This window comes from Haloferula sp., from assembly GCF_049672945.1.
Taxonomy (GTDB): Bacteria; Verrucomicrobiota; Verrucomicrobiia; order Verrucomicrobiales; family Akkermansiaceae; genus Haloferula.
Genome location: NZ_JBATWY010000072.1, coordinates 47,325 through 71,835 on the forward strand (window position 1 = coordinate 47,325; position 24,511 = coordinate 71,835).

At 58.2% G+C, this 24,511-nt stretch carries 11 protein-coding genes; 5 read left to right on the plus strand and 6 right to left on the minus strand.

What is annotated here, in order from left to right; all coding sequences use genetic code 11:
- Positions 1–77 precede the first annotated feature (77 nt).
- The 3 genes from WBG04_RS05960 to WBG04_RS05970 form a co-directional block, all read right to left on the minus strand.
- The gene (locus WBG04_RS05960) at positions 78–6,380 is read right to left on the minus strand and encodes a lamin tail domain-containing protein (RefSeq protein WP_424313466.1); all 6,303 of its coding nucleotides are present in this window, start codon (positions 6,378–6,380) and stop codon (positions 78–80) included.
- Positions 6,381–6,489: 109 nt separating this feature from the next.
- Positions 6,490–7,359 carry a PEP-CTERM sorting domain-containing protein gene (locus WBG04_RS05965; protein WP_424313467.1) on the minus strand — a complete coding sequence of 290 codons (870 nt, stop codon included), beginning with the start codon at positions 7,357–7,359 and terminating at the stop codon, positions 6,490–6,492.
- 380 nt (positions 7,360–7,739) lie between these two features.
- Positions 7,740–8,624 (minus strand): PEP-CTERM sorting domain-containing protein, encoded by an 885-nt coding sequence (locus WBG04_RS05970; RefSeq protein WP_424313468.1) that lies wholly within the window; start codon positions 8,622–8,624, stop codon positions 7,740–7,742.
- A 297-nt stretch (positions 8,625–8,921) separates the two neighbouring features.
- Here WBG04_RS05970 and WBG04_RS05975 point away from each other — a divergent pair, with 297 nt between their 5' ends.
- From WBG04_RS05975 to WBG04_RS05985, 3 genes are all read left to right on the plus strand, one after another.
- A complete protein-coding gene (locus WBG04_RS05975; RefSeq protein WP_424313469.1) occupies positions 8,922–10,889 on the plus strand; it encodes a sodium:solute symporter family transporter in 1,968 nt (655 codons plus the stop codon).
- Positions 10,882–12,219, plus strand: coding sequence for a glycoside hydrolase family 71/99-like protein (locus tag WBG04_RS05980; protein WP_424313470.1), 1,338 nt, complete (start codon positions 10,882–10,884; stop codon positions 12,217–12,219). Before WBG04_RS05975 ends, WBG04_RS05980 begins: the two co-directional genes overlap by 8 nt.
- 153 nt (positions 12,220–12,372) lie before the next feature.
- Entirely contained in the window at positions 12,373–14,052 is a 1,680-nt protein-coding gene (locus WBG04_RS05985) for an arylsulfatase (RefSeq protein WP_424313471.1), read from the plus strand.
- A gap of 9 nt (positions 14,053–14,061) precedes the next feature.
- Here WBG04_RS05985 and WBG04_RS05990 read toward each other — a convergent pair whose 3' ends face one another.
- The 3 genes from WBG04_RS05990 to WBG04_RS06000 all read right to left on the minus strand — a co-directional run bounded on the left by WBG04_RS05990 (position 14,062) and on the right by WBG04_RS06000 (position 21,253).
- Positions 14,062–18,927, minus strand: coding sequence for a PVC-type heme-binding CxxCH protein (locus WBG04_RS05990; RefSeq protein ID WP_424313472.1), 4,866 nt, complete (start codon positions 18,925–18,927; stop codon positions 14,062–14,064).
- 69 nt (positions 18,928–18,996) lie between these two features.
- Positions 18,997–20,112 carry a glycerate kinase gene (locus WBG04_RS05995; protein WP_424313473.1) on the minus strand — a complete coding sequence of 372 codons (1,116 nt, stop codon included), beginning with the start codon at positions 20,110–20,112 and terminating at the stop codon, positions 18,997–18,999.
- A 79-nt stretch (positions 20,113–20,191) separates the two neighbouring features.
- Complete coding sequence (locus WBG04_RS06000; RefSeq protein WP_424313474.1) at positions 20,192–21,253, minus strand: vWA domain-containing protein; 1,062 nt, start codon at positions 21,251–21,253, stop codon at positions 20,192–20,194.
- A 263-nt stretch (positions 21,254–21,516) separates the two neighbouring features.
- Between WBG04_RS06000 and WBG04_RS06005 the strand changes: the two genes are divergently transcribed.
- Both WBG04_RS06005 and WBG04_RS06010 read left to right on the plus strand, forming a co-directional pair.
- The gene (locus tag WBG04_RS06005) at positions 21,517–22,803 is read left to right on the plus strand and encodes a Gfo/Idh/MocA family protein (protein ID WP_424313475.1); all 1,287 of its coding nucleotides are present in this window, start codon (positions 21,517–21,519) and stop codon (positions 22,801–22,803) included.
- Positions 22,804–23,110: 307 nt separating this feature from the next.
- The gene (locus WBG04_RS06010; RefSeq protein ID WP_424313476.1) at positions 23,111–24,352 is read left to right on the plus strand and encodes a PQQ-binding-like beta-propeller repeat protein; all 1,242 of its coding nucleotides are present in this window, start codon (positions 23,111–23,113) and stop codon (positions 24,350–24,352) included.
- Positions 24,353–24,511: the final 159 nt, after the last annotated feature.

Here is a 24,511-nt window from a genome sequence, read left to right on the forward strand (position 1 = left end):
GTCTCATTTCAAGAAGAATCGTTTAACCTGTCTGACAAATTCCGGAGAGGCTCTCGGCTCTTTCACTGCAAATTTCGTCAGTGGGTGACGACGAGCCGGAGGAAAAGGCATTGGGATGTCATTGGGACACTCGCTTTTCGAGTTTCCTGATAGTTTGTGGAGGACACAAACTCATCTGCGAGGGGCGTCCAAATCAGGAGGTCAGCCGACATCTCGACACCATAGGTGAGATCGCTCAGCAGGGTGTTCTTGGTGAACGTCATGACAAGATCGCCGCCGTCCACAGTCAGGCCAGGCATGAGGGAGACGTCAGGGGTCAGAGAGTCCAATCCAAAGGCGTATTCGAGGAGGTTGATGACACTGTCGAAATCGAAATCGTCCAGTCTTCCACTTCCGGTTGGGGAGCCCGGACCAAAGGTAAGGTCGCGGTAGAAATCGTAATCGAGGAGCTTCCCACCGGGAGTCGGAGCGACGCCATTCCAACTGCTCGCAAAGTTGCCGAAGAGAGAGAGTCCGGCGCGGTTGAGGGATTCTCCATTGCCATCGGCGTCTTCGGGCCAGGGGGCCACGTTGGAATAGATTACCTCATCCTCGGTCACTTGCGGGAAGTTGGTGGGTTCACCGGACGGCGGGCTGTCGGGGCGCTGGAGGCGGACCGTGCCGGTGTCATTCCGCAAAGGGCCGTCGGTCCATGGGCCGGCCAGAGAAATGGTAGCATCAATCCCGTAGGTGGTACGGAATAGAGACGCCGCATCAACTTCGACTAGTGGGTCGAAGCCGACCACTAGCAGCACCTCGCCGGGCGCAAGTTCGTGGACGGCGGAAAAATCGAAGTCGATCCCGCCGCGCAGTTGCCAGTTGGCGAGATTTTCGGTGACGGATCCGGTGTTGCAGATCTCGGCGTATTCAAGTTTGTCTTCGATCGTCTCGCTGGGGTGATACATCACCTCGGAGATGAGAACCGGTCCAATCACCGGGCCACTGTTGGCGCTGCCGAGGGTGTTGGCGGTCATGGTGATGAGAGTTCCGGCTCCGCCACCATTGGGCCAGCGACCCAGGGTTTCGCTGTTGAAGGCGGCCGCAAAATCGACCCGGTCGACAAACCTGAGGAGCTTGCCGTTAGCATCACCCTCGAGGAGCCAGATGTCGTCGCCCTTGGCGGAGATCGCAAACGGCTGACCACTGGTGTAGGTGCCCTTCGTGCCGTCGTTGTCGAGGAAGGTAACGGGGATGGTGAAGGTCGTGGCGTCGAGGACGGTGACCTCGAAGGATCCGTTGTAGTCGCCGATGCCGCCGTATCCAGAAACCGTGATGACATCGCCGGTCGACAAGCCATGCGGGCTGGTCGTGACGGTCGTAGGCGGGGCCGCAGCCATACCGGACCAGGAGTTGATGGCGAGTGACTGGTCGAGATTGAAGTCGTCCTCGTTCCAATGCAGGTAACCGCCAGCAGTAATGCTGCCGGAGGGGATCCGGAATTTTTTGAAGTTCGAACTTGAGTCGGAGAGATACCAATTCGCGACCGGAATTGTGGCCCCAGTGGTATTGTGAAGTTCGATGCTGTCCTGGTCGGGAAGATCGGTGTGGGAGGACACCTCGTTGATCACGATGCGGCCATCGATACCAGCGCCCAGGGTCCCGGGGGATCCGTGATACTCGCTGCTCGATCGCCAGTTCTCGGAGTTGCCGTAGTCGCTGTCGGTGGCAACGGCCTCAATAGATGATCCCTTGCCGTCGGCGCGGCCGGGCCACGACCCGGCGTTGCTGAATGTGAAATCCTGCGCAACGCTGCCATCCCACGTGGCAAAGGCGACTTGTTCGCCATCGTTGTCGAGGGTTCCTTCGAATTGTCCCGCGACCGGCAGGCCGGTTCCATAGCGGACCTCAAAGGCATCTTGATCCTCGACTACCACGATGTAGGCGCCGGGGGCGAGAGTGGTGAGTGGGAAATTGAAGCTGAGGCCGGCCGTGAAGTGAACCCCGTCGAGGTTCACCGCGCTGCCACCAACATTGCAAATCTCGAGGAACTCGAAATCGCCACCGCTGAATTCACGGGGGAATGCGAGGTTGGTGCCGGCCTGTGCTTCGAGAGCATCGGGACCGACCGCATGGTAGTTGATTTCGCTGATGCGCAGGTCGCTGGCGAGGGCGCGGCGCTCGAGGTAGAAGACCGCTTCGCTGAGCGGAGACCAGGAATCGCCACCGCCCGCTCGGGCGCGCATCCGAACCAAGCCACTGGCGGGCAGGCTCATGTCTCCGGAGAGAAGGATGGCTCCGGATGCGATGTCGCCGCCCTGCAGGCGCGGATCGCTGCCGTCGGTCGTATAGTAGATCGATCCATCCGAAGCCGTGGCAGAGAGATTGCCGCCGTCAGGGATCTCGCCGCCGTGTTGGTTGCCGCCGTTCACCATGAAGACAGGCGGAGAGATGGTTCCGAGGTAGGTATCGGCGCTATCGGTAAACGGCTGCGACTGCCAGACGGGAATCATGATCGAAGTGCGGTTGCTCCCCCCGATCGGGAACCACGAGCCCAGGACACCGTTTGTCGGACTCGTGTCCAGTCCGCCGGGCGTTCCGTAGACGGCCCGGGTCCAATTCTCGTCGCGCGAGTAGTTGTCGCTGAATCCGCCTCCGGAGCGGTCGTCGCCCCAGCGGGCGGACTCGCAGACGATGGCGGTATAGATCTCGGCGGCGTATTTCTCGAAGCGAGCGCGGTTCTCAAGGTTGGTGAGGGTGCCCCCATTGAAGAGATGCTTGTAGGCTCGGTCGGCGAAGCGGACCCGGAACTCGCGGTGTTTTTCCAGGTCGTCAAAGATTCGAGCGCCGTCGAGCTCGCCGCTGCCATCGGGGGCGCTGGTGTTGCTTTCGTCTTCGAAGATACGCTCAGTATCCCAACAGTAGAAGCGCCAGGGAGCATTGGCAGTACCGCCGCCCGCAGCACGCCAGTTGCCGCGACTTTTCAAGTCGGCATTGCGACCGAAGTATTCGACGATCACGAAGTCAATGTAGTTGTCGATATCAAGCACCGCTTCGATCTGCGCCCAACTGCTCCCCGGGTCGGTGACAACGTCGATCATGACGTCGTAGGAAGCTTCCTCCTCCTCGGTTGGAGATCCCGGATTTCGTCCAAAGACTTCGTCGTCTTCGTAGCCGTTGTAGGCGGCGAAGTGATCGTTCTCTAGGCGCTCGTGGAGGTTGAAGACGCCCCAGTAGATCCCGTTGATATAGAGATGCGCAAAGTGGCCCTGACCGCCGTCGGCATTACCCATCTCGATCATGGTATCCCGGGCCCATTGATCGCGGATCATGGTGGCACGGGCACGCTGGTCGCCATTGCCGTGAACCCACGAATTGTTGAACATCGCCCGCAGGTGGAGGCTGTCGAAGCTGGTGACGTCGGTGCCTTCGAAGACCGGGTAGTTGAGTTTCCCAGCACCGTACTGGTCGCGGAAGCGCAAGCTCAGGGAGTGCTTGATGGCGCGGCCGGGATCGCGGCTGGCACCGCCCTGCAGCTTGAAGCCACAGTCAATCTGGAAACCCGCTTCTTGGTTGACGCCGTCAACTTCAGGATCAGGGTGGAAATACTCGGCTGAAACAGCCGCTTCGAGGTTCCGATTAAAGGTATCAGAGTAGATTCCGCTCTCCGAGAAGAAGTCGTCTTGGTCGCCTGTGACCGAAAGCGTGGGAATATCCCGCAGTCCCTCGAGAAAGTCCGCCCCATACTGAGCGGATTGGGAAATCTGGGTGTCGACATCGTAGTCGGCGACCGCTTCTTCGCCCCACGAGTCCGGATAACCGGAGGGACGGGTCTGAGTGACGACCGCATTCGGAAAAATATAACTCTGGCTGTCAATGTCGGTCGCCTGCAGGCCCGACTTGTAGGCCCGAGCACGCAGTACGGTGGTCGTGGATATCGGGATCAAACTGGAGTAAGTGCTCCCGTTGGTGATCTCGGTCGGTTCGCTCCCGTCGAGCGTGTAGCGGATCGTCGCACCGGGAGTGGCGGTCGTGATCGCGACGTCGATGGCGGAGGTGTAAAAGCCGCGTTTGTGGCTGAACTGCGTGTCCTCCACCAAGGCCAGCCCGCTCACGTCGTTCGGAGCGCCCGGGGTGGGAATCTGAAAGTAGACCGAGTCGAGCGTACTCGGATGCAAACCGTAAGAAACATCAGCATCCTGCGAGGGGTAATCGGTGCCGTTGGGACCGAACTCACTGGCGACGGTCAGCGCGGGACGAACCAGGGCGACGTACTCGCCGCCAGCCCCGAGCTTGAAGTTGGTGTGGAGGTTGCCGTTGGCATCTGGAGCGTTATCGCCGGACGCAAAGACCACTAGAAACTGGCCCGACGTGATATTCGTCCCAGGCGGGAAAGTCCACTGGTCAAGCTCCCCGGCATCGTCGGTAAGGTGCCAGCCCGCCAAGCTGATGGTGGTGCTGCCGCGGTTATGTATCTCGATCCAGTCGTCGGTGGTGCCAGGGATTTGATTGGGCACCAGGGTGCCGCCGTCGTTGGAAGCAAGAAACTCGTTGATAGCGAGCTCCGACACTTCTGGGGTAATGAAGCTCCGGGTCGGGCTCGACCAGACCAGACCGGCCGCATTCGACGCAGTGGCACGAAAGAAGTAGCTCGTGCCCGGATTCAGCGCATTGATGACGCTCGATAAGGAACCGGGCTGGAACCCGATCGTCATGGAACTGTCCCAGTTACCGGCGATGGCCCCGCCGTCGGAGGTGCCGTAGACGAAGGTTACGACCGGTGAGTCGCCACCGGTGGAAGTGACCTCCCCATTCAACTGAGCCGAAACACCAGAGACATGGGTCGCGGCTGAAGTGGTGAGCGTCGGTAGATTGATGGCCGAGGTGGTGAAGCTTTCACTTGAGGGCGCCCAGTCGCTGCCACCGGAGTTTTGGGCGAAGCAACGGAAGTAGTACGTGACGCCGTCGGCGAGGTTGGCGAGGGAATCCACGAAGGCAGCGGACTGCGTGGAGAGATCATTGAACTGGTCCCAGTTGCCGGCGTTGGTCCCGCCGTCATTGTCGCCCCAGTAGATGCGAACGGTCGGGTCTTCGCCGCCGGTGTCGGTGACTTGGCCACCGATCTCGGCATTGGTGAAGCCCACGTTCCCCGCCTGAGAGTTGATCACGGTCGGCGGATTCGGCAGAGCGACGGTGATGAACGAGTTCGTGGTGGGTGCCCAGTCAGAGCCGCCCGAGTTCGTTGAGAAACTACGGAAGTAGTAGGTGGTGCTGGGGTTGAGGTTCGTCAAGTTGGAGGAGAAACTGCCGCTTTGGACTCCAAGGCTCAGAGCGCTATCCCAGCTGCCTGGATTGGTGCCGCCGTTGTTGTCGCCCCAGTAAATGGTGATCGCCGGATCCTCGCCGCCGTTGTCGGTGATGCTGCCGCCAATCGTGGCAGAGGATGCTTCGACCTGGGTGGCGGCATTATTGTCGACGCTGGGCGGGCTGGCCGAGTCGCTGCTGATCTGAACCCCGCGCCCGGTTCCGCTGTCGAGAACAATGAAGGCATCGTCGTCGCCGATCGATCCGCCGGTCGCACCGGTGGAACCGGCGAGTCCCGAGACGTATTCCCAAGTGACGAAATTCACCGTGACGGTCTGGCCGAGAGTGCTGAAGCCGACAATCGTATCGATTGCGGGGTCGTTGAGATCGAGGCCCTGGAATTTCCCGAGGCCGTGAATGGCAGCGACCTCGCGGGCGCTCAGTTCCTCATTCCAGAGGCCGGCGTCGTCGATCGCGCCGTCCCACAGGCGCTCGCTGGTCCGCTCCGCACCGATCAGACCGTTGTTGGTCATGGTGTAGGTATCGAGGCCTCCACCGATGCCACGAGTGTCGACCTGAACTCCGTCGAGGAAGAGGCGGAGAGCTCCTTTGGCAGACCAGGTGGTGGCGACGTGGTACCATTGCCCGACGGCGAGAGTCCCTCCACCCTCCGCGCTGCGGCGGCCGTCACCGTCGTCGAGGTCGGCGCGGACCTCCCCCCTCCTGTTCATGAAGGAAAAATAGACCGTGCTGCCTCCGCCGCTGGCACCGGCACAAAACGCGCCGCGCTCGTCGGCGTTGTTGTCGCTGCGGACCCACGTCGACAGACTTCCCGCTGAGAGGGTGCCGAAGGAACCGAGATCGTAATACTCGTTGTTCCCATTGAACTCGACGGCCGCATTGGCGTTGCCATCACGGTCCGTGGCCGCAGATGGAGTGCCAGCTGGAACGCCATTGGATCCCACCACCGCATTGGCATTGGCATTCATCGGCGAATACCAAAGCAGATCGGCATCCGAGTCGCTTGGGAAAAGCGCGAGAACGGAAGTCAGGCTGACCAGGCAACGAGCAAGATGCCGCCGGGGTGTGAAGAATGGCATGGGATGGGGTCGGGATTGACGAAATTTTCGACCTGACATCTTTTCTCCAAAAAGCCCCGCAGCGATCAAGCTGCAGGGCTTCTTTGAAAATCAACTAGGCGTGACCTGCTTAGCTCGCCCGGCGGCGGCGGAGGCAGAGTCCACCCAGGCTCAGGCCCAGCAATGCAAGGCTCGATGGCTCTGGAATACCGAGAACAGTAGTCTTCCCGGAATTGGTGACGTCAAAGTCCCAGGTCAAGCCAGAACCTTTCAACCGATCATCGGCAATCAAGGCGTCAACATCGATGTTTCCATTCATGATAAGCGTGCCTTCATTCAACTGAACATACGACTTAAAGGAGATGGGGTCGGCATTTACAATGAAGTCCAATCGGCTTTCCAACAGTCCCCCGTTGTCAATGGTTACCACGCCACCGCCACTATTTCTGCTCGCGCTATCATTGCCAAAATCAATGTCTCCATTGTTTGTGACAATGACCATGCCGCCCAGAATATTGATAAACGATGGCTCTGCGTCTCCGATATCAGTGATGGGTCCGTTGTTGGCATCTCCAGAACGTCCAAGCGTGATCCGTTGTTCAGCAGTGAACACCGCGCCTGTTAGAACGGTTAGGGTTGATGCATATTGCCGCCCAATGGTCGTTACATTGTTTGTGCTTGTACCATCTGGCTCAACACCAGATCGAAGGTTGGCACCACTCGTCAAGATCAGCGTATTCATGGAACCCTGAGTTCCGTTGTCACCGAGGTAGAGACGCTCGATGACAGCAGTGCTACTCATCGTTACCGTCTCACCATTGTTGATTTCAACCTGAGCATCTTGACTGGCCATGGTCGGCGCAGTTCCGGTATCCCAATCTGAATCCGTTTCCCAGACTCCTCCGGTTGCGGGGCCGCCCCACACAAACGAAACCGCCTGGGAAACAGACGCGCTGACGATCAAGGCACCCGCACATAATCCGATAGTTTTTGTATTCATTAGTTTCTCTTTTCTTGTTTTTTGTTGCTGTCGCTAGGAAAATGATTTTTCAGGGGCTGGCTCATGGAACTCCGGCGTCCGGGCTTGAAGCTCATTGGGATGGCCCTCTATCACGGATTGAAATACCCCGGCACCCGATGGGAGGAACTCAACGGCAAAAACTGAAAGTGGGTTTTCATATACGTAATTGCTTTATCGTTTAATCAGAGATTCGGGTTATCCTTCAAGGAAAAAACGCAAAGATGTCAGACAACTTCGATTCCCCGCTGCGTCAACCTGACCGCCTTCCCATCTCCCCTAACCCACACAAAAAGGCCCGGGCAACCGCTAGCGGGCCCGGGCCAATGAAATCGGTGGGTGAACCACCAGATCAAAGCATGTTAGCGAAGTCGGCGACGGCGGAGAAGACCGAGCACTCCGACCATCCCCAAGAGACTGACTGTGCCAGGCTCAGGGATGCCGACGATCGTCGTACGATCCAGGTCACCGTCATAAGTTGCCAGAATTCCTCCTGCATCAGAGGCAATCTTACCCAGCGCAAAGTAGTCGTTCGCGGATGAAACTCGGTTGCCGCCAACAGTCACGGTGCCCGTGCCGTTAATGTTGAGTACCGATCCATCTTGAATCGAATTGGTATTGCTCCACGTGGCCAGATTCAGAAAGCCACCGCTGTTCACGAAGACGGTTGCGGCACCACCTGATGCCGTGGACGCATTACTCGTTCCGAGACCTAGATTGCCGCCGCTTTGATTGAGGGTGCCGCTGATGTTGATGGTAGCGGTGCCGGTAGTCCCCCACCAGAGATGGCTTGCGACTTCCACAACTCCGCCAGCATTGATGTTGATGAAGCCGGTCGACTCACCGTTGCCCGCCCAGAGGATTCTGCCAACATTGACCAAACCTCCGTTGTTGACGGTCAAGGTGCCAGTAGCCAGCACGTTGTTGTTGCCGGCCAGCAGATCTTGAAAGACATTCAGAGTTCCACCGCTTTGCACCTCGATCGTGCCGCTCTCATCGACGCCGATTGCGACCCTATTGACCGTGTCGGTTGATGTCGTCACCGTTACGGTGTTGTCACCCCAGTTGATTCGTGCCTCGTCGGCGAGCCCTGGTTGCGAACTCACGTTCTGCCAACCACTTCCTGTGTTGGCGGGTGCGGTCTGTGTCCAGTCGCCGCTTTGCCGGTAACGGATATTGGCTCCCTGCGTCACTCCAGCCAGAAAGCTCGAAATGATTAATCCAGATAATAGGTTTTTTGTCGTCATGGTTTGTCTTCTTTCTTGGTTGCTCGGGCTCTTACCCAATTTGGTTTCTCGTTTAATCTTAAGGGCCGAACGGTCGGCAAAGACGCCTCCCTTTCTAGGAAAAACGTTTTACCTTTACGTCGGGGATAGTCAACGATATTTCTCGTCAACAGTTGGTGGCGGTCGGCCAATGCGCTTGCGAGAGCCTGAGAATCCAAGTGTCAGGCTTAGCTGAGATAGGTATCCTTTGAACCACAGGGTGAAGTTGCCTTTCTTTCCACACCAACGCCAGTTCAAGAGTCCATATCATACAAATCCATGGGAGCAGCAGGCTACTTCGGCACGATCGACTACATTTTCATGGGGCTCTACGTCCTGATTCTCATCGGTCTGGGCTTTTACCTGAAGCGCCTCGCCTCCCGGAGTCTGGACAACTACATCACGGGCGGAAAAAATATTCCGTGGTGGGCGATGGGGATCTCAGGCATGGCGAGCTTCCTCGATCTCGCAGGGACGGCGGTGATCGTCTCCTTCCTTTTCCTCCTCGGGCCGCAGGGCTTGTTCGTGGAGTTCCGCGGCGGCGCCGTGCTGGTGCTCGCTTTCATGATGCTGTGGACGGGAAAATGGCACCGCCGCTCCGGTTGCCTCACCGGGGCCGAGTGGAACATCTACCGCTTCGGTGATTGCTGGGGCGGACGCGCTTCGCAGTTGATGGGCGTCATCGCGACGGTGCTGACGACGATCGGCATGCTCGCCTATCTGATTATTGGCGCGGGCATCTTCCTCTCGACCTTCCTCCCCTACCCGCCCGAACTCTGTTCGCTGGTGCTGCTGGTCATGGCGACGCTCTACACGATGATGTCCGGCTTCTACGGCGTGATTTTCACCGACCTCTTTCAGGTCTGCATCATCATGGCGGCCGTGATCTACATCTCGGTGAAGGCTTTCACCGGCATCGGCAGCGTCGAGGAAATCAGCGAGATCGCGATGAAGGTGACGCAGAACCCTGACTGGATCAGCGGCGTGCCCAAGTGGAACGTCCAGATGCCCGAAGGTTACGAAATGTACAAGCATTTGCTGATCTTCGCTTCCTTCTATCTCGTCCGCACGATCGTCGCTGGACTCGGGACTGGAGCGGATCCCCGTTATTTCGGTGCAAAGAACGACCGCGAGTGTGGCAAGCTCTCGATGCTGTGGGTGTTCCTGATGACGGTTCGCTGGCCCATGATGATCGGCATCGCCGTAATGGGCCTCTACCTCGTCAACGACTTGATGCCCGATCAGTCGAAAATGAGTCAGGCGGCGGACCTGATTCAAACGTTCCACCCAGACACCAAAAAACCTCAGTGGGGTGAGCTGATCTCCAGCATCTCAAACACTCCGGGCGTCCATGACCCTCAGCTGGTCGGCGAACTGAAGGCGCTCCTCGGTGAAGACAAATGGGCGGAAAAAATGAACCTCTTGAGCTTCGAGGGCACCGTCAATCCGGAGAAAATCCTCTCAGCTGTGCTGATGATTTCCGTCGCTGAAGGCATGCGCGGCATTCTGGTGATTGCACTGGTCGCCGCAGCGCTATCGACCTTTGGCAGTTGGGTGAATCTGGCGACCGGACAGTTCGTAAACGACTTTTACAAGAAGTGGATCCGCCCAAAGGCCCTGACCCGGGAGTTGATCTTCGCCAGTTGGGGCACGGTGATCGGCATCGTCGTCTGCAGCTTTCTCTTCTCACGGACCCTCGACAGCATTAACGACATCTGGAGCTGGATGATGATGGGCTTCGGCGCCGGCTTCCTCGTTCCAAGTTTCCTGCGTCTCTACTGGTGGCGCTTCAATGGCGCTGGAAGCGCGATCGGCACCTTGCTCGGCATCGCTGCCGCCATCATCCAACGTCTGCTTTGGCCGGACCTGAGTGAAATCTGGCAGTTCGTTTTTGTGCTAACCGTCGGCTTCGTGAGTTCGGTCACGGCCGCTCTTTTGACCCAGCCGACCGATCCCGAGGTCCTGAGGAAGATGTACATGGAAACCCGACCCTTCGGTGTCTGGGGTCACCTCAAGGATAGCCTTTCCCCGGAGGAACGGGAAAAGACCAGTCGCGAGCATCGCAACGATCTCCTGGCACTGCCTTTCGCTCTAATCTGGCAAACGGCGCTCTTTCTCGCTCCCATGTTGTTCATCATCCACAACTGGGCGGGCTTCGCAGGGGCCACGGCGATTGGCGTCGCAGCCTTTGCCGTCCTCTATTTCGTCTGGTTCCGCAACCAGCCCAAAGGCAACTTCTATGACTGATCGACGTAACAGACACCTGCGGGTGGGACTGAGTGCGTTGGGACTCGCCGTCCTCACCTGTGGGCTGGTCTCATGCACCGAAGAAGACCCAAACAAGCAGACAGTCTCCTCATCTCTAACCGGCAAGGTGATGTGCGGCTATCAGGGTTGGTTCCGCGCACCGGGCGACGGATCGGATCTGGGATGGAAACACTATCGCAACCAGACGAGCCACGAGTTCAAACCCGGCCATGCAGGCATCGAATTCTGGCCGGATGTGAGCGAACTCGGCGAACACGAGAAATTCGAAACTGCCTTTCGCCACGCTGACGGAAGCCCGGCCTATGTGTTCAGTTCGCAGGTGAGAGACACCGTTGTACGTCACTTCAAGTGGATGAAGGACTACGGCATCGACGGCGTCTTCGTGCAGCGCTTCGTTACCGAAGTGACCAACCGAGACGGTCGGGCGGACACTCCAACTTCGAAATCCTGCAATCAGGTGCTCAAGCATTGCCGCGAAGGAGCCAACCTCCATGGCCGGACCTATGCGGTGATGTACGATCTCACCGGCATGTCAGCCGACAATGCACCGAACATCATGGAAGACTGGCGCTATCTGGTGAAGGAAATGGGCATCACCAAAGGAGGCGACGACACCGCTTATCAGCATCATCGAGATAAACCCGTGATTGCCATCTGGGGTGTCGGTTTCGATGAAGGCCGCCGCTATGGCCCGAAGGCTGTGGCGGACTTGGTGGACTTCTTCAAGAACGACCCGGAATACGGGGGAATGACCGTCATGCTCGGCACCTCGACCGGATGGCGAACCGGAGAAAGGGATGCGCAGGAGCTGTCCATGTGGGAGGCGATCTACAAGGCCGCCGACATCATTTCTCCCTGGACGGTCGGGCGCTTTGGCGGACAGGAAAGCGCAAGGGAGTATGCCGCCGGACGTGCCAAGGCGGACAAGGCCTGGTGCGATGCCAACGGCAAGGATTTCATGCCGGTCGTCTTTCCCGGCTTCGGATGGTCGAACTTGAAAAAGGGCACCAAGGAAAATCCCGACGCATTCATCGACCGTGAAGGCGGCCAATTTCTCTGGAGCCAATACGAGGCGCTGATCCGTGAAGCCGGGGCTACCATGATCTATCAGGCCATGTTCGACGAACTCGACGAAGGTACGCAAATTTTCAAGACCAGCAACAATCCCCCGGTTGGAGAAAGCTCATTCGAAACCTATGGCGACCTGCCATCGGACCATTATTTATGGTTGGTTGGAGAAGCGACAAGAATGGTGCGCGGAGAACTCCCTCCGAGCCGCACCCTGCCGCTGCGAACACCGTCCAAATGAGAGAAAAAACATGAACGACCTATGGGACCGGCAAATTGTTCCATCATTCGACCGGCTTTAGAAAGGCTGAGCACTCCACGATATTGGCCCGAATTCGAGATCCTATTCGGTCGAAATTGAATAATTGGATCGAGTGCGCAGTATCACTTCACCGTGAAACCCTTCCTCGTCCTTTTCTCCCTTATCGGTGTGCTTTCCGCAGCAGCCGATGCCCCACGCCCCAACATCGTGCTGATCATGTCTGATGACATGGGCTTCTCCGATATCGGCTGCTATGGCGGCGAGATCGAGACACCGAACCTCGACCGACTCGCCTCGAACGGACTTCGCTTCAGCCAATTCTACAACGTCGGCCGCTGCTGCCCGACACGCGCCTCCCTTCTCACCGGACTCTACCCCCACCAGGCCGGGATCGGCCACATGATGAGTGACAACGGTTTGCCCGGCTATCGCGGCGACCTGAATCAGCAATGTGTCACCATTGCCGAGGCCCTCAAGCCTGCCGGCTACCGCACCTACATGAGCGGCAAGTGGCACGTCACTCCGGCGACTGGAAAAGGTGAACCCAAGCGCCACAACTGGCCCCTACAACGCGGGTTCGATCGTTTCTTTGGCACGATCCACGGCGCCGGCTCCTTCTTCGATCCCAATTCACTCACCCGCGACAACACCTACATCACGCCCGAGAATGATCCAGAGTATCAACCCGACGGCACTTGGTACTACACCGATGCGATTTCCGACAACGCCGTCCGCTACATTCAGGACCACGCAAAGAATCAACCTGATCAGCCCTTCTTCCACTACGTCGCCTACACCGCCGCCCACTGGCCGATGCACGCGCTGCCAAAGGATATTGCGAAGTACAAGGGAAAATACTCCGAAGGCTACGCACCAATTCGGGCCGCACGCATCGCCAGACTCAAGCAACTCGGCATTCTTCCCGATGACTGGACACCCGCCCCACTTGTCGGCAACTGGGACAAGGTCGAACTCAAGGAATGGGAATCCGCCTGCATGGAGGTTTACGCGGCGATGGTCGACAACATGGACCAAGGCATCGGCCGCATCATCCAGGCGCTGGAGGACACCGATCAGCTCGACAACACCCTGATCCTCTTTCTTCAAGACAATGGTGGCTGTGCCGAAAATTTCGGGCGTAGAGAACAGGTAGGACCACTCGATCGGCCTCGTGCTCCAACCCTCCCCCCACTTGGCAAAGACACCCTTCAGCACGACATGGTTCCCAGTCAATCACGTGACGGCTATCCGCTGCGTCGTGGTCCGGGAGTCATGCCGGGGTACTTTCCTGAAACCCAGGTGGGCTACGGACGCAATTGGGCGAACGTTTCCAACACGCCGTTCCGTGAATACAAGCACTGGGTCCACGAAGGCGGCATCTCCACCCCGCTCATCGCCCACTGGCCGGAGGGCATTTCAGGCAAGAACACCTGGAACCATAGTCCGAGCCACCTGATCGACATCATGGCCACCGCGCTTGATCTTTCCGGTGCCACTTACCCTGAGGACAAGACTCCGGTCGAAGGGATCTCGCTGCGACCGGTCTTCGAAAGCAAACCACTTCAACGCCAGGCGCCCCTCTTCTGGGAACATGAAGGCAATCGCGCCATTCGCGAGGGCAACTGGAAGCTCGTCGCCAAGGGCGTGGAGGGCGAATGGGAACTCTATGACATGGAGGCGGACCGCACCGAATCGACCAACCTCGTGGCAAGCCAACCCGAGCTTGCCGCACGCCTCGCCAAGCAGTGGACGGCCTGGTCGGAACGGGTCGGCGTGGTCCCTTATCTCTCCTGGGTCAAGGGAGCGAAATAGCCCTCGCTCTCAACGCCTTGCCACCCACTTCACGGCATTGACGAGCAGCGTCTTGTAGGCCGGATTCGCATGCGCCCTCTCGTCATGACCCAGCGTGATGCAAACGATCCGTGCCTTTGGGTCGTTAACGACCCAGACGCTGGGAATCGGCTCGTCGGTCTTGTCCGGTTCATTGACGGCGAGTAACTCGTAGTCAGCGTTCGGCGCGAACTTGAAGCGGTAGTTCTCGTCGATGATCTTGAAAGTCTCAGGCACCTCCTGCGTGACGACATGGGCCTTGTTTCTAATCGTGACTTCGAATTCTCCTTTTCCGTGACCGGGGGTCCGTCCGGCGACGAAGCGGTCATTGTAGCCCTTCCAGGGGTGCGACCACGTTGCGGCATGAAGCATCACCATGCCTTTCCCGGCATCGGCGAAAGTATGGAGCGCTTTCTGGAATTCAGGTGTCCCGAACTGCGGGTGATTTCCCGAGAAAACAAGCACATCGGCGAGCGGCATGGTGGCGAGCGCCTCCTCAAGGTTCATCGTGCCAACGACGTCGATCCGGGGCACCTGCCGCAAAGTCTCGGAATCGGTTCCGATGAAGTCGCGAGGAAAGTGATGTGCCGCTCCCGCTCCGACGACGAGCACTCTCGTCGTGCCATCAGTTCCCGGCTCCACAAAGCGTTGACCAGTGGCCGCCGTGCTCTCCGGCGGCTCCTCCTCAAGCCGGAATGCATCCTCCCTAACAGCCTTCGACTCTTCCGTGATCACCGCCGCTGGCTCATTCGAAAGATCGGCGGTGATCGCCGCAATCACTGGAGCAAGAATGTTTCCGCTGCTCTCAAGAGTGATCCCGATCACCGGTCCAGCCTTCTTCACTTCCACCGTGATCAATCGCAACTGCCCACTTCGAGTCAGGCTTCTCAGTAACTTCGAACCTGGAACATCGACCACTCGATTGTAGTCCGCGAAATGCTGTTTGTTGAGAAGCTGCACCGACTCCGTTTCACCCGAGACATGGGTCAGCGTCACTTTCAGGGCGGGCATGGACTCGTTGGTAAAAGGATAACCCCAACCCGCGATGCCACTAACCAGATAGAACCGTGACGCTTCGACATTCGTGGCTATCTCCACCTTCGTCGGATAGTCTCTCGCGATGGCGCTCTTCGGTCCACCATTGAGGACGACCAAACTCTTCCCGTTCGAACTCTTGTCAGGGTCCATCAGGAAAAACGGAATTCCCTCGGCCTGAACGTTTCCGAAAGTCCTCGGGAACACGCTGTCTCGCGTGGCATCCGCCCGTTGGAACAGACCCCGGCGTGCATCGGCAGTGTAGGCCTCGCGAAGATCGATGATCCGGTAGCGGCTCGCATCCGTCTCGGTCATGTAGCTGAGGATGTCGCGAAGGTTCTCCGCACCCAGTCCCTCGAAACCTTCGGGCATCAGCGATCGGCGCGTGTTCTGACGACTGGCAATCGCCTTCTTCCGGACCTCCGAATCGCCGCCCTGATTGCGGAGGTTCAGCGAAGCGGCATTTTCCGAAGTAATGATCCCCGCGAGGGTCTCGCCTTCCTTGGTGGTGATGTTCCACTGCCAGAAACTCGGATCAACCTCGCGATTCGGATCGACGATGTGAACCAGCAGCTCCGCCGCCCCATGTGCACCCATCCCGGTAAGCGGAGGACCAACATTGGAGGAAGCAAGATCTCCAAACTCGTGACAGACCGCACAAGCAGCCGCGAACATCATCCTGCCATTCTCGAAATCGCCGGGCTTCTGCAGCTCGGGCAGTAGCTGAGCAATGATCGCCTCCTTCTTCCTCGCCTCCGGCATCAGTTTGTCGAGCAGAGCATTGGCGCGGTCCGAAACTGCCTTGTCAGGATGACTCCGAAGTCGGGCGATGTTTCCCGGTCCGATCAAAGCCGCATCAAGCGCGCCATCATCGACCGTTTGAAGAATCGCGAGCGAGGACTCGGGGCGTTTGATGATCTCATCGAAGGCAGGATCCATAAGTCCCGAAGCGAGTTGATCGAAACGAACAGCCAAGCGGCTCAATTGATTCGCCTCCCCAAGCGCGGAAAGAACCACCAACTGCAAGGCCCGCGATTCCTCCTCACTGCTCAGCAATGAAGTCGCGCTTTCGATCGCATCTTCACTGCCCACCGCGATCAGGGCCCGCGCGGCGGCAATTCGCTCCCTACCGTTCTTCCCCGCATCCGTCAGTGTCGCGGAAAGACGATCGATCTGTGCTTCGATCAGCTCCGCCATCGCACCATCCTTATCCCACTTGGCGACCAAAGGCAGCGCACTGGATGAAGTCGCGGGATCTTCGAGCAAGCCAACGAATGCCTGCCGCAGATCCACTGTGAGTTCGGGTTGGGCATCGCGATTCGCGCCGATGGCATCAAGCACGATTGGCTTCAGGGCATCTGCCGTGGTCGGTGCTGATGAAACGGCGACCGCCAATTTTCCAGCGGCCGACGATGGATCCTTATCCATGGCCATCGGTAGAAGACTACTCACAAGCACCGAAGTTTCGGCCACCTTCGGTGAGTTCAGGCAGGCGATCACCACATCGATCGCCCGGGTGCTGGCCGCCGCGACCAATGCCGATTGCGTCCAAGAGTCATCCGCCTCAACAAATGCCGCGATGAGTCGCTCACGCTGGGCTGCATTGGAGACATCTTCAAAAGCTTCATAGGCACGCAAGGCCTCCGAACCGGTTTCCACTTCGAGCACCTTACCCGACTCACGGATCAAGCGGATCGCCGTCATTTTCGTGTGGGCATTCGGACTTTCCAGAGCGGCGACGAGATCTTCCTCCTTCGACTTGTCGACTACCGGAACCACCAGCTGCTTCGCCTGCTTGTGCTGGATCTTCCAGATGCGCCCGAAGTAGTGATCACGGTCGGGGCGGACAGCCGCATTGGCCGGTCCATGCTTCGGGCCGCGAGTATCGTTGTGGATGACGGCCTGATTGTAGAAATCAATCACGTAGAGAGCACCATCCGGACCGACCCTCGTTTCGATCGGACGAAACCAGAGATCACGACTGCGGATGAATTCGGTCTCCTCGCGGCCCTTTTCTTTCTCCGTCGTGAAACTCACCCCCTCCGGTTTCTTGAAAAAGTGGCTGACGATATTGATCGTTGGTTCGCCGGTGAAGTAGCTGCCATTCCACCTTTCCGGCCAGGCTCCCCCTTCATAGATCGCGCAACCCGCGGCAGCGGTGTAGGAGCCCACCTGATCGATCTGTTTGTAGGCTGCCTGTTCCCAAGTCATCAGAGGAAAGGTCTTCTGCCCGGTGATCATGCCCTTGTAGCTGGTCGTGCCCGCCACCTTTCCTTTCGCCAGCACATACTCCGGAAGCACGGTGTGGAAAAACACGGTTCCACTTGTCGGCTGAGTCCAGAAACACTGACCATCCGAGGTCATGCACAGCCCCCAGGTATTGCCGCCCTTGCTGGCATACATTTCGATCTCCGTTCCATCCGGTTTGAAGCGCAGCACTCCGGAACCGATGCCGACCTCGGGCAGATCAGGCGCACCAAGTGAATTCACCTTCCCCGCGCTGTATCCATGAGTCGCGTAGATCCAGCCATCGAGCCCCCACCGCAGGTTGTTGATCACCGCGTGGGTGTCACCCGTGCCGAGCCCGGTGTAGAGTTTGCGGCGTCGGTCCGCGACGAGATCTCCATCCGTATCTTCGAGAAACCAGATGTCCGGCGCAGCGGATACGATGACGCCGTTCTCATGAAAAACGAAGCCGGTGGCGAGCTCGAGCTTGTCGGCAAAGACATGCTTCTTGTCCATACGGCCATCACCATCTTGATCTGTTAGAATGCTGATCCGGTCGAGCGGATCGCGCTGATAGTCGCCCGGTTTGACGGAACCCATGTCCTTCCAGGTCTCGGTTTTCGCCTTGCGCAAGCCGTTCGGATACTCGGGTGATTCGACGACCCACAGGCGACCCTTCTCATCCCAATCCAAATTCATCGCCTTGTTGATCAGTGGTTCAGCTGCCACCAGCGAGATCTCGAACTCGGGATGAAGCTCGATTGCCGCCTCCGCCTCTTCAGGACGGGTCGGACCACCGACAGGATAGCGAAGCGCCGATGCCACCTTCTCCTTGTCGACAAGCAACGCTTCGGCATCGTCCATTTTCCCCGCCCAAGCAATGCCACGCAGCAGGATCGTTTGCAGCGAGAGGTGGGAAAAGTTCTCATACAAGTGACCTGGAATGCAGGCAAAGGCCCGGCGATTCCCCGTTTCATAGCTCCAGATCTGTGGCTGGATATCATGAATATCCACCTCCTGCCCCCTCCCCTGACCGTCACGCGGCTTGGGTGTGTAGGCGGCAGCGAGAACCTTCACATCCGGCATGAGATCCATGTCGTAATAGATCTCATCATCGAGATCGAAGTTCGACGCCCCTTTGCTGATCGGGTTCTCACGATCGGTGAAGTAGAGTGACATGGGCCCTTCGAGCCACTTGGTGTGGTCGTGATTCCACGAGCCACCGATGATGGTTTTATACCAATTCGGATCACGCGAAACGGTGCCACCATGAATCGCCACCACACCACCACCCCGCTCAAGATAGCGTTCAAAGCGCTCTCTCTCTTCCCCAGAAATGTTACCCGCTTCCTCCGCATGGAGAATCAACACATCCGTCTTTGCGAGTTCTTCTGAGGTGGGAAAGCGATCCGCACCGGTCGCGACCGCGCCCCGCTCATTGAGAAGCTTCGTCCAATCTCTGAGGAACGAAGGATAGTCATGCGCACCCGGCCCGTGGGTCTTCGGACCAGAGCGGATGAAAACACGAAGTGGCTCAGAGGCATGCCCGAGCGAGACAAGCAGCAAACCAATGAGGCCAAGAAACAATCTTTTCATAATGGGTTCAATAGACGGCTTGAGCCACTTCCTTGAACTCTCCTACATCATTGATGATTGAGATCTTACTCATGGCTTCAAGAATTGCGATTCAACGACGGCTTGTGTGAGCAAGGATGCCGCATTTTCCATGAGAGCTTCGATTGGCATGCCACCATCGGCGAGGGCGTGGAGACCATCAAACAAACCGCTCTCCCGAGCTTCACGATCCGCCATGCCACAGAAGCCTGTAACAGGAATCCCATGCGTCCTCGCGAGCTTTGCCAAACCAACCGGACCCTTGCCAGAAAGACTTTGGCGATCAATGGACCCTTCACCCGTGACGACGTGATCCGAAGCGCGAACACGGGACTCGAGATCGAGTAATCCTGCAAGCAAGTCGAAGCCCGAAACAAGCTGAGCCTGTGCAAAGTGAAGCAAGCCAAAGCCAAGCCCACCGGCCGCACCCGCCCCAGGAATTCCGGCTGTCTGCTTGGCCCCGCTGAGCTGGACGAGTCGTGCAAGCGCTTCTTCCAAAGCCGACTTCGCTTCACGGGATGCTCCCTTCTGGGCGGAAAAAACAGACGTCGCTCCTGCAACTCCAAGTAGTGGATTATCGACATCGCAGGCCGCCATGATGTCTGGAAGTCTGATGAGTTCGCGGGAGTCGATTCGGCATACCTTTTTCAGATTGATCGGGATCGGGTCCACCTCCCTTCCTTCATCATCGAGAAAACTCATGCCAAGCGCCGAAGCCATGCCGCAGCCACCATCATTGGTGGCACTTCCTCCCAGTCCGAGAATCATCCGAACCACCGAGTGCTCTCTAACAGCATGTATCATCTGCATTCCGACTCCTCGTGTCGTTGCCACAAGCGGATTCCTTTCCTGCTCCTTCAAGCGCCACAGCCCTGCAGTCTCCGCCATCTCCAGAATGGCGGTCGGACCATCTGCCGTTTCGGCCAGCACGTAGCGGCCTTGGATTTCGCGGCCAAGGGCATCCACTGCGGGACAAGTCATCCAGCGACCATTGAGAGCCTCGGCCAGAGCTTCCATGAACCCCTCGCCCCCATCGGCAATGGGACAAAGATCACACTCAGCGGAAGGATCGAGCAGCGCGATCCCTCTGGCGATCGCTTCAGCAGCTTGCGGAGCGGTGAGGGACCCCTTGAACTTGTCGGGCGCGATGAGGATGCGGCGATTCATTCCTTCTTAGTCAAAGAGCTCAGCCACATCCGATCAAGCTCGCGAAGGGAGCGAGGTCGCCCTTCTGTGAGAGTCAAAACTAACGCCCGACCCTCACTTTGCCACCTTTATCCACGATCGAAAACTGTCCGCCAGTGCGCTTCGCCAACTCCTTCATCGCATCTTCCGCCTTGGGTTGCATCATCGCCACGGTGTTGATCGTGATGCCTTTGCTCTTCGCCCTGCGCCCCAGACGCTTTGCCAGCTCAACCATATCGCCGGCGATCGATCCATCGGTCATAAACAGAATCGTTTGCGGTGGCGGCTCCATTTCAATGGCCATCTCCAGCGGGTTCTCCCAATTCGTTCCCCACACCAACTTCGTGTTCTTGATCAGTTTCAGAGCTTCCTCACGATTGCTCGGAGATGCGGGGATCCATTCGACCTCCTGACTCCGCCCGGCGACTTCCCACTTGTGCGCCCCCTGGCCTCTCCATTTGAATTTCTTCCTCTGGTCGGAGACCTCCGCTGTCTTGCGGTCCTTTGCCATCGATACATCGTTTCCAGCGACCCATGCGGGACCGGCGAAGAAGATCATTTGAAACTGCATCCCCAACTTCACCTGTCCAACCGACTTCGTCAGCTCCTTGCGCATCAGCTTTTCCCTCTCGCCACTCATCGATCCCGAGTAATCGATCACATAGACCACGCGCTCAGCACTCACCTTCTGGTTGAAGAAGGTGGTTCCACCGCCACCGGTGCCATCTCCTGATCCATTCCCCCAGCCCGCTCCAAAATCGTCACCCGATCCAAAGTCGAGCGATGGCTCGGTGAATTCAACATCAGGCACCGGGATCGCCACTGGAGACGAAGTATTGGCCGCGATCACCTTCGTCATCGCCGAGGACGGTGCCGACGGCTTTGTTTGGACCTGAGAAAAGGTTTTCTTCTGGAGCTCTTCGTCCTTGGAAACGGGCATCTGGTAGGAAACCATCACCGTGTCATCCTTTGTCCAAGACGGCAGCAAGACGAGGGCGAGGATCAACATCAACAAGGCCACCACCATCAATGCGACCACCAGACTGGTAATCGAGGTCGCCCGGCGTTGACGCTCCGCCGCTTTCTCCTGAGCCTGAAAGGTGCTTAATGAAATTTTCGACATGGGATCAGGTGATTGAATCGGATTTCGAATCGACGGGCGAGCTTCACGCCGCCCAACTTTCCTTACATGGAAACCCTTGGAGACCCTATATCCTTAGGTAGGAAACGTGTCATATCAACGGATTTTCACCTGGTCACAGAGCATGCTGTATCCGCCTGAACCTGCCCCAGGATCCTGACGGGGATGTCCGCTGCCCAAGCGCCAGCAAAACTCAAATGATTTGCTAGAATATGGGTCTTTCTTTCGTTTACCTCAGGGAAATCATGAACAACCCACAAACACGTAGAACCTTCATCGGGCATACGGCCATCGCTGGTGCTGCCCTCGCTGCCGGACCACTCTTCGGTGCCAAGGTCCCAACCAAGGGCAGCACCCTCAAAGTCGCCCTCATCGGGTGTGGCGGCCGCGGCAATGGCGCCTTGAAGGATTTCGCCGCTGCCTGCCAGATCCTCGGCATGGAATCCAAAGTCGTGGCCACCGCCGACGCCTTTCAGAACAAGGCCAGCGCCACCGGCAAGAACTTCGGGGTTCCCGCCGACAAGTGCTTCGGCGGATACGATGCCTACCAGAAGGCCATCGCCGAAGACTGCGACTTCGTCCTCATGGCCACCCCGCCCAACTTCCGACCCCTTCACTTCGAGGCTGCGGTCGAAGCCGGCAAGCACTGCTTCATCGAGAAGCCGGTCGCCGTCGATCCCGTCGGGGCCCGCGCCGTCATCGCCACCGGCGAAAAGGCGAAAGCCAAAGGACTCGCCGTGGTCACCGGCACCCAGCGGCGCCACTCGCAGGGATATCTTCGCAACAAGGCCATGATCGACGCCGGTGCCATCGGTGAGATCAAAGGTGGGGTCGTCCAGTGGAATGGCACCGTGCCCTGGGTGCGCTACCGTGAAGACGGCCAATCCGACGCCGACTACATGGCCAACAACTGGCTCAACTTCTACGAGCTGTCCGGCGACCACATCGTCGAACAGCACATCCACAATATCGACGTCGCAGTCTGGTTCCTCGGACGTCTTCCCGTCTCCGCCCTCGGCTTCGGTGGCCGCGCGCGTCGTGTCAGCGGCAACCAGTTCGACTTCTTTAGCGTCGACCTCGACTTCGGAGACGATGTCCACATCAACAGCCAGTGCCGCCAGATCAGCGGCACCTATGGACGTGTCGGCGAGTTCTTCACCGGCACCGAAGGATCCACCACCGGGGGCGGAAAGCTCAGCGGCAAAGAAGTCGACATCCCCGATTTCAAGCAGGACTCCGACAATGGCCAGATCCAGGAACACGTCGACATGATCCGCAGCATCATGAACGGTGAGCCGCTCAATGACGCCAAAAGAATTGCCGACGTCAACCTCGTCGCAATCATGGGTCGCCTCTCCGCCTACACCGGCCAGCTTGTGCGGCTTGCCGATGTCACCACCAACGAGAACTCTCCCTTTTTCAACTACAGCTGCGGAGATCCGCTCGACTTCGAGAAGGGCACGGTCGTCATGCCGAAAGAAGAACCCCCCATCCCCGGCGAGCCGTGGGAGGACCGGAGAAAGAAAAAGTAGGTTTTCCCTTTTAGTTTCAATTCAAGATGGCCCGGCATCCCCTGAGGATCCCGGGCCGTTTTAGTTTTGGTCAGCTCATTCAGCCACCTCGAGGTCGAGGGAAACCTAGCGCTTGCGGTGGCGCAGCATGAAGACCGCACCGATCCCGGCCATCGCGAGCGAACCCGCTCGCACCACCGGGTTCATTGGTCGTCAGAAGGCCCACCCCACCCTCCGAGGCTGAATTGGACAATGGCCGCCTCCGAGCGGGCTCTCCTCCGATTCGAATTCTTGCAGCCTGCAGAAGAGGCTGCTAGGGGTCCAACGAATGAGAAATCTCCTTGATCGCGTGATCCTAGCGCTTCTGCTTCCCATCAACTTTTCTTACGGGCAGACCGAATGGCCACAGTTCCGCGGATCTACTGGCCAAGGCATCGCCGGCAAAGCTCCGCAATCATGGGGCATGGATCAGGGCGTCGCCTGGAAGATGCCATTGGAGGCTCATGGCTGGTCGTCACCTGTGATCAGCGAAGACCGCATCGTGATGACGGGCTCGACGGGTGATGGCAAGGAGACCCGCCTCCACGTCTTCGCCCTCGACGTCGAGACCGGGAAAACGATCTGGTCCGAGAAACTGTTCACTCCCACCGATCAGGAGCGCCGCGCCAAGCATGCCAAGAACACCTTCGCCAGCAGCACACCCTTGATTCACGAGGGCATCGTTTACGCCCACTTTGGACATATGGGCACCGCCGCCATGAAGCTGGATACCGGCAAGCTGCTCTGGAAAACCAAGTTCGAATACGAGCCAAAACACGGTGGTGCGAGCTCGCTCCTCATGGCCGAGGGCAAGCTGATCTTCAGCGCGGATGGCGAAACCATGCCCATGCTCGTCGCCCTTCATCCGGAATCCGGCAAAGTCGCATGGAAGACACCTCGCACCGAGGAAGCTCGGCAGAAGTTTTCTTTTTCCACTCCCCTTCTCGTCGAAAACAAGGGCCGGAAGGAAATCATCAGCCCCGCCAGCGGGATGGTCGGCGCCTACGATCCCACCGATGGCAGGCAGCTCTGGAAGATGAGCTACGACGTCGGCTTCTCGGTCGTTCCACGCCCGGTCGAAATGAATGGCATGATCTTCATCTCAACGGGCTTCATGAAACCACAACTCCTTGCCATCAAGCTTGAGAACGCAGAGGGAGACGTCACCGAAAGCCACCTCGAATGGTCGGTGAAGAGATTCATTCCGAAAACACCCTCCTTTGTCGCGACCGACGGCGTCCTCTACGTCCTTGATGATACGGGCTCGGTCTCCTGCATCGATGCGGGGGATGGCTCGACGAAGTGGAAGGAAAAACTGATCGGCAACTTCTCGGCCTCGCCGGTCCTCGCCGACGACGCCCTCTACTGCATGACCGAAGATGGCGTCTGCTATGTGATGAAAGTTTCCCCCGAAAGGGGCGAGGTGGTGATGGAGCTCGACATCGAGCAACGCATTCTGGCCTCACCTGCCGTGGTCGACGGAGGGCTCTTCATCCGCACCGAGACCCACTTGTGGAAGATCACCGGCTAAAGGAAACCGCGCCAGCATTCCCCTTTCCCAATCCTGCGTGTCCGGGTAAAAGGCAGCAAGGCCACCTTCACGGCGATCCATGTCTTCCACCCCTCCCCCACCGAAGCCCGCAAAGAACGCACCGCCGCGCCTGCGACTCAAATCCCGATTGGGCAAATA

Bases quoted from the DNA above. Each gene is read 5' to 3' on its own strand.
- WBG04_RS05995 (WP_424313473.1), bottom strand. From the start codon at position 20,112: ATGAATCGCCGCATCCTCATCGCGCCCGACAAGTTCAAGGGGTCCCTC.
- WBG04_RS06000 (WP_424313474.1), bottom strand. From the start codon at position 21,253: ATGTCGAAAATTTCATTAAGCACCTTTCAGGCTCAGGAGAAAGCGGCG.
- WBG04_RS05965 (WP_424313467.1), bottom strand. From the start codon at position 7,359: ATGAATACAAAAACTATCGGATTATGTGCGGGTGCCTTGATCGTCAGC.
- WBG04_RS05970 (WP_424313468.1), bottom strand. From the start codon at position 8,624: ATGACGACAAAAAACCTATTATCTGGATTAATCATTTCGAGCTTTCTG.
- WBG04_RS05990 (WP_424313472.1), bottom strand. From the start codon at position 18,927: ATGAAAAGATTGTTTCTTGGCCTCATTGGTTTGCTGCTTGTCTCGCTC.
- WBG04_RS06005 (WP_424313475.1), top strand. From the start codon at position 21,517: ATGAACAACCCACAAACACGTAGAACCTTCATCGGGCATACGGCCATC.
- WBG04_RS05980 (WP_424313470.1), top strand. From the start codon at position 10,882: ATGACTGATCGACGTAACAGACACCTGCGGGTGGGACTGAGTGCGTTG.
- WBG04_RS05975 (WP_424313469.1), top strand. From the start codon at position 8,922: ATGGGAGCAGCAGGCTACTTCGGCACGATCGACTACATTTTCATGGGG.
- WBG04_RS06010 (WP_424313476.1), top strand. From the start codon at position 23,111: ATGAGAAATCTCCTTGATCGCGTGATCCTAGCGCTTCTGCTTCCCATC.
- WBG04_RS05960 (WP_424313466.1), bottom strand. From the start codon at position 6,380: ATGCCATTCTTCACACCCCGGCGGCATCTTGCTCGTTGCCTGGTCAGC.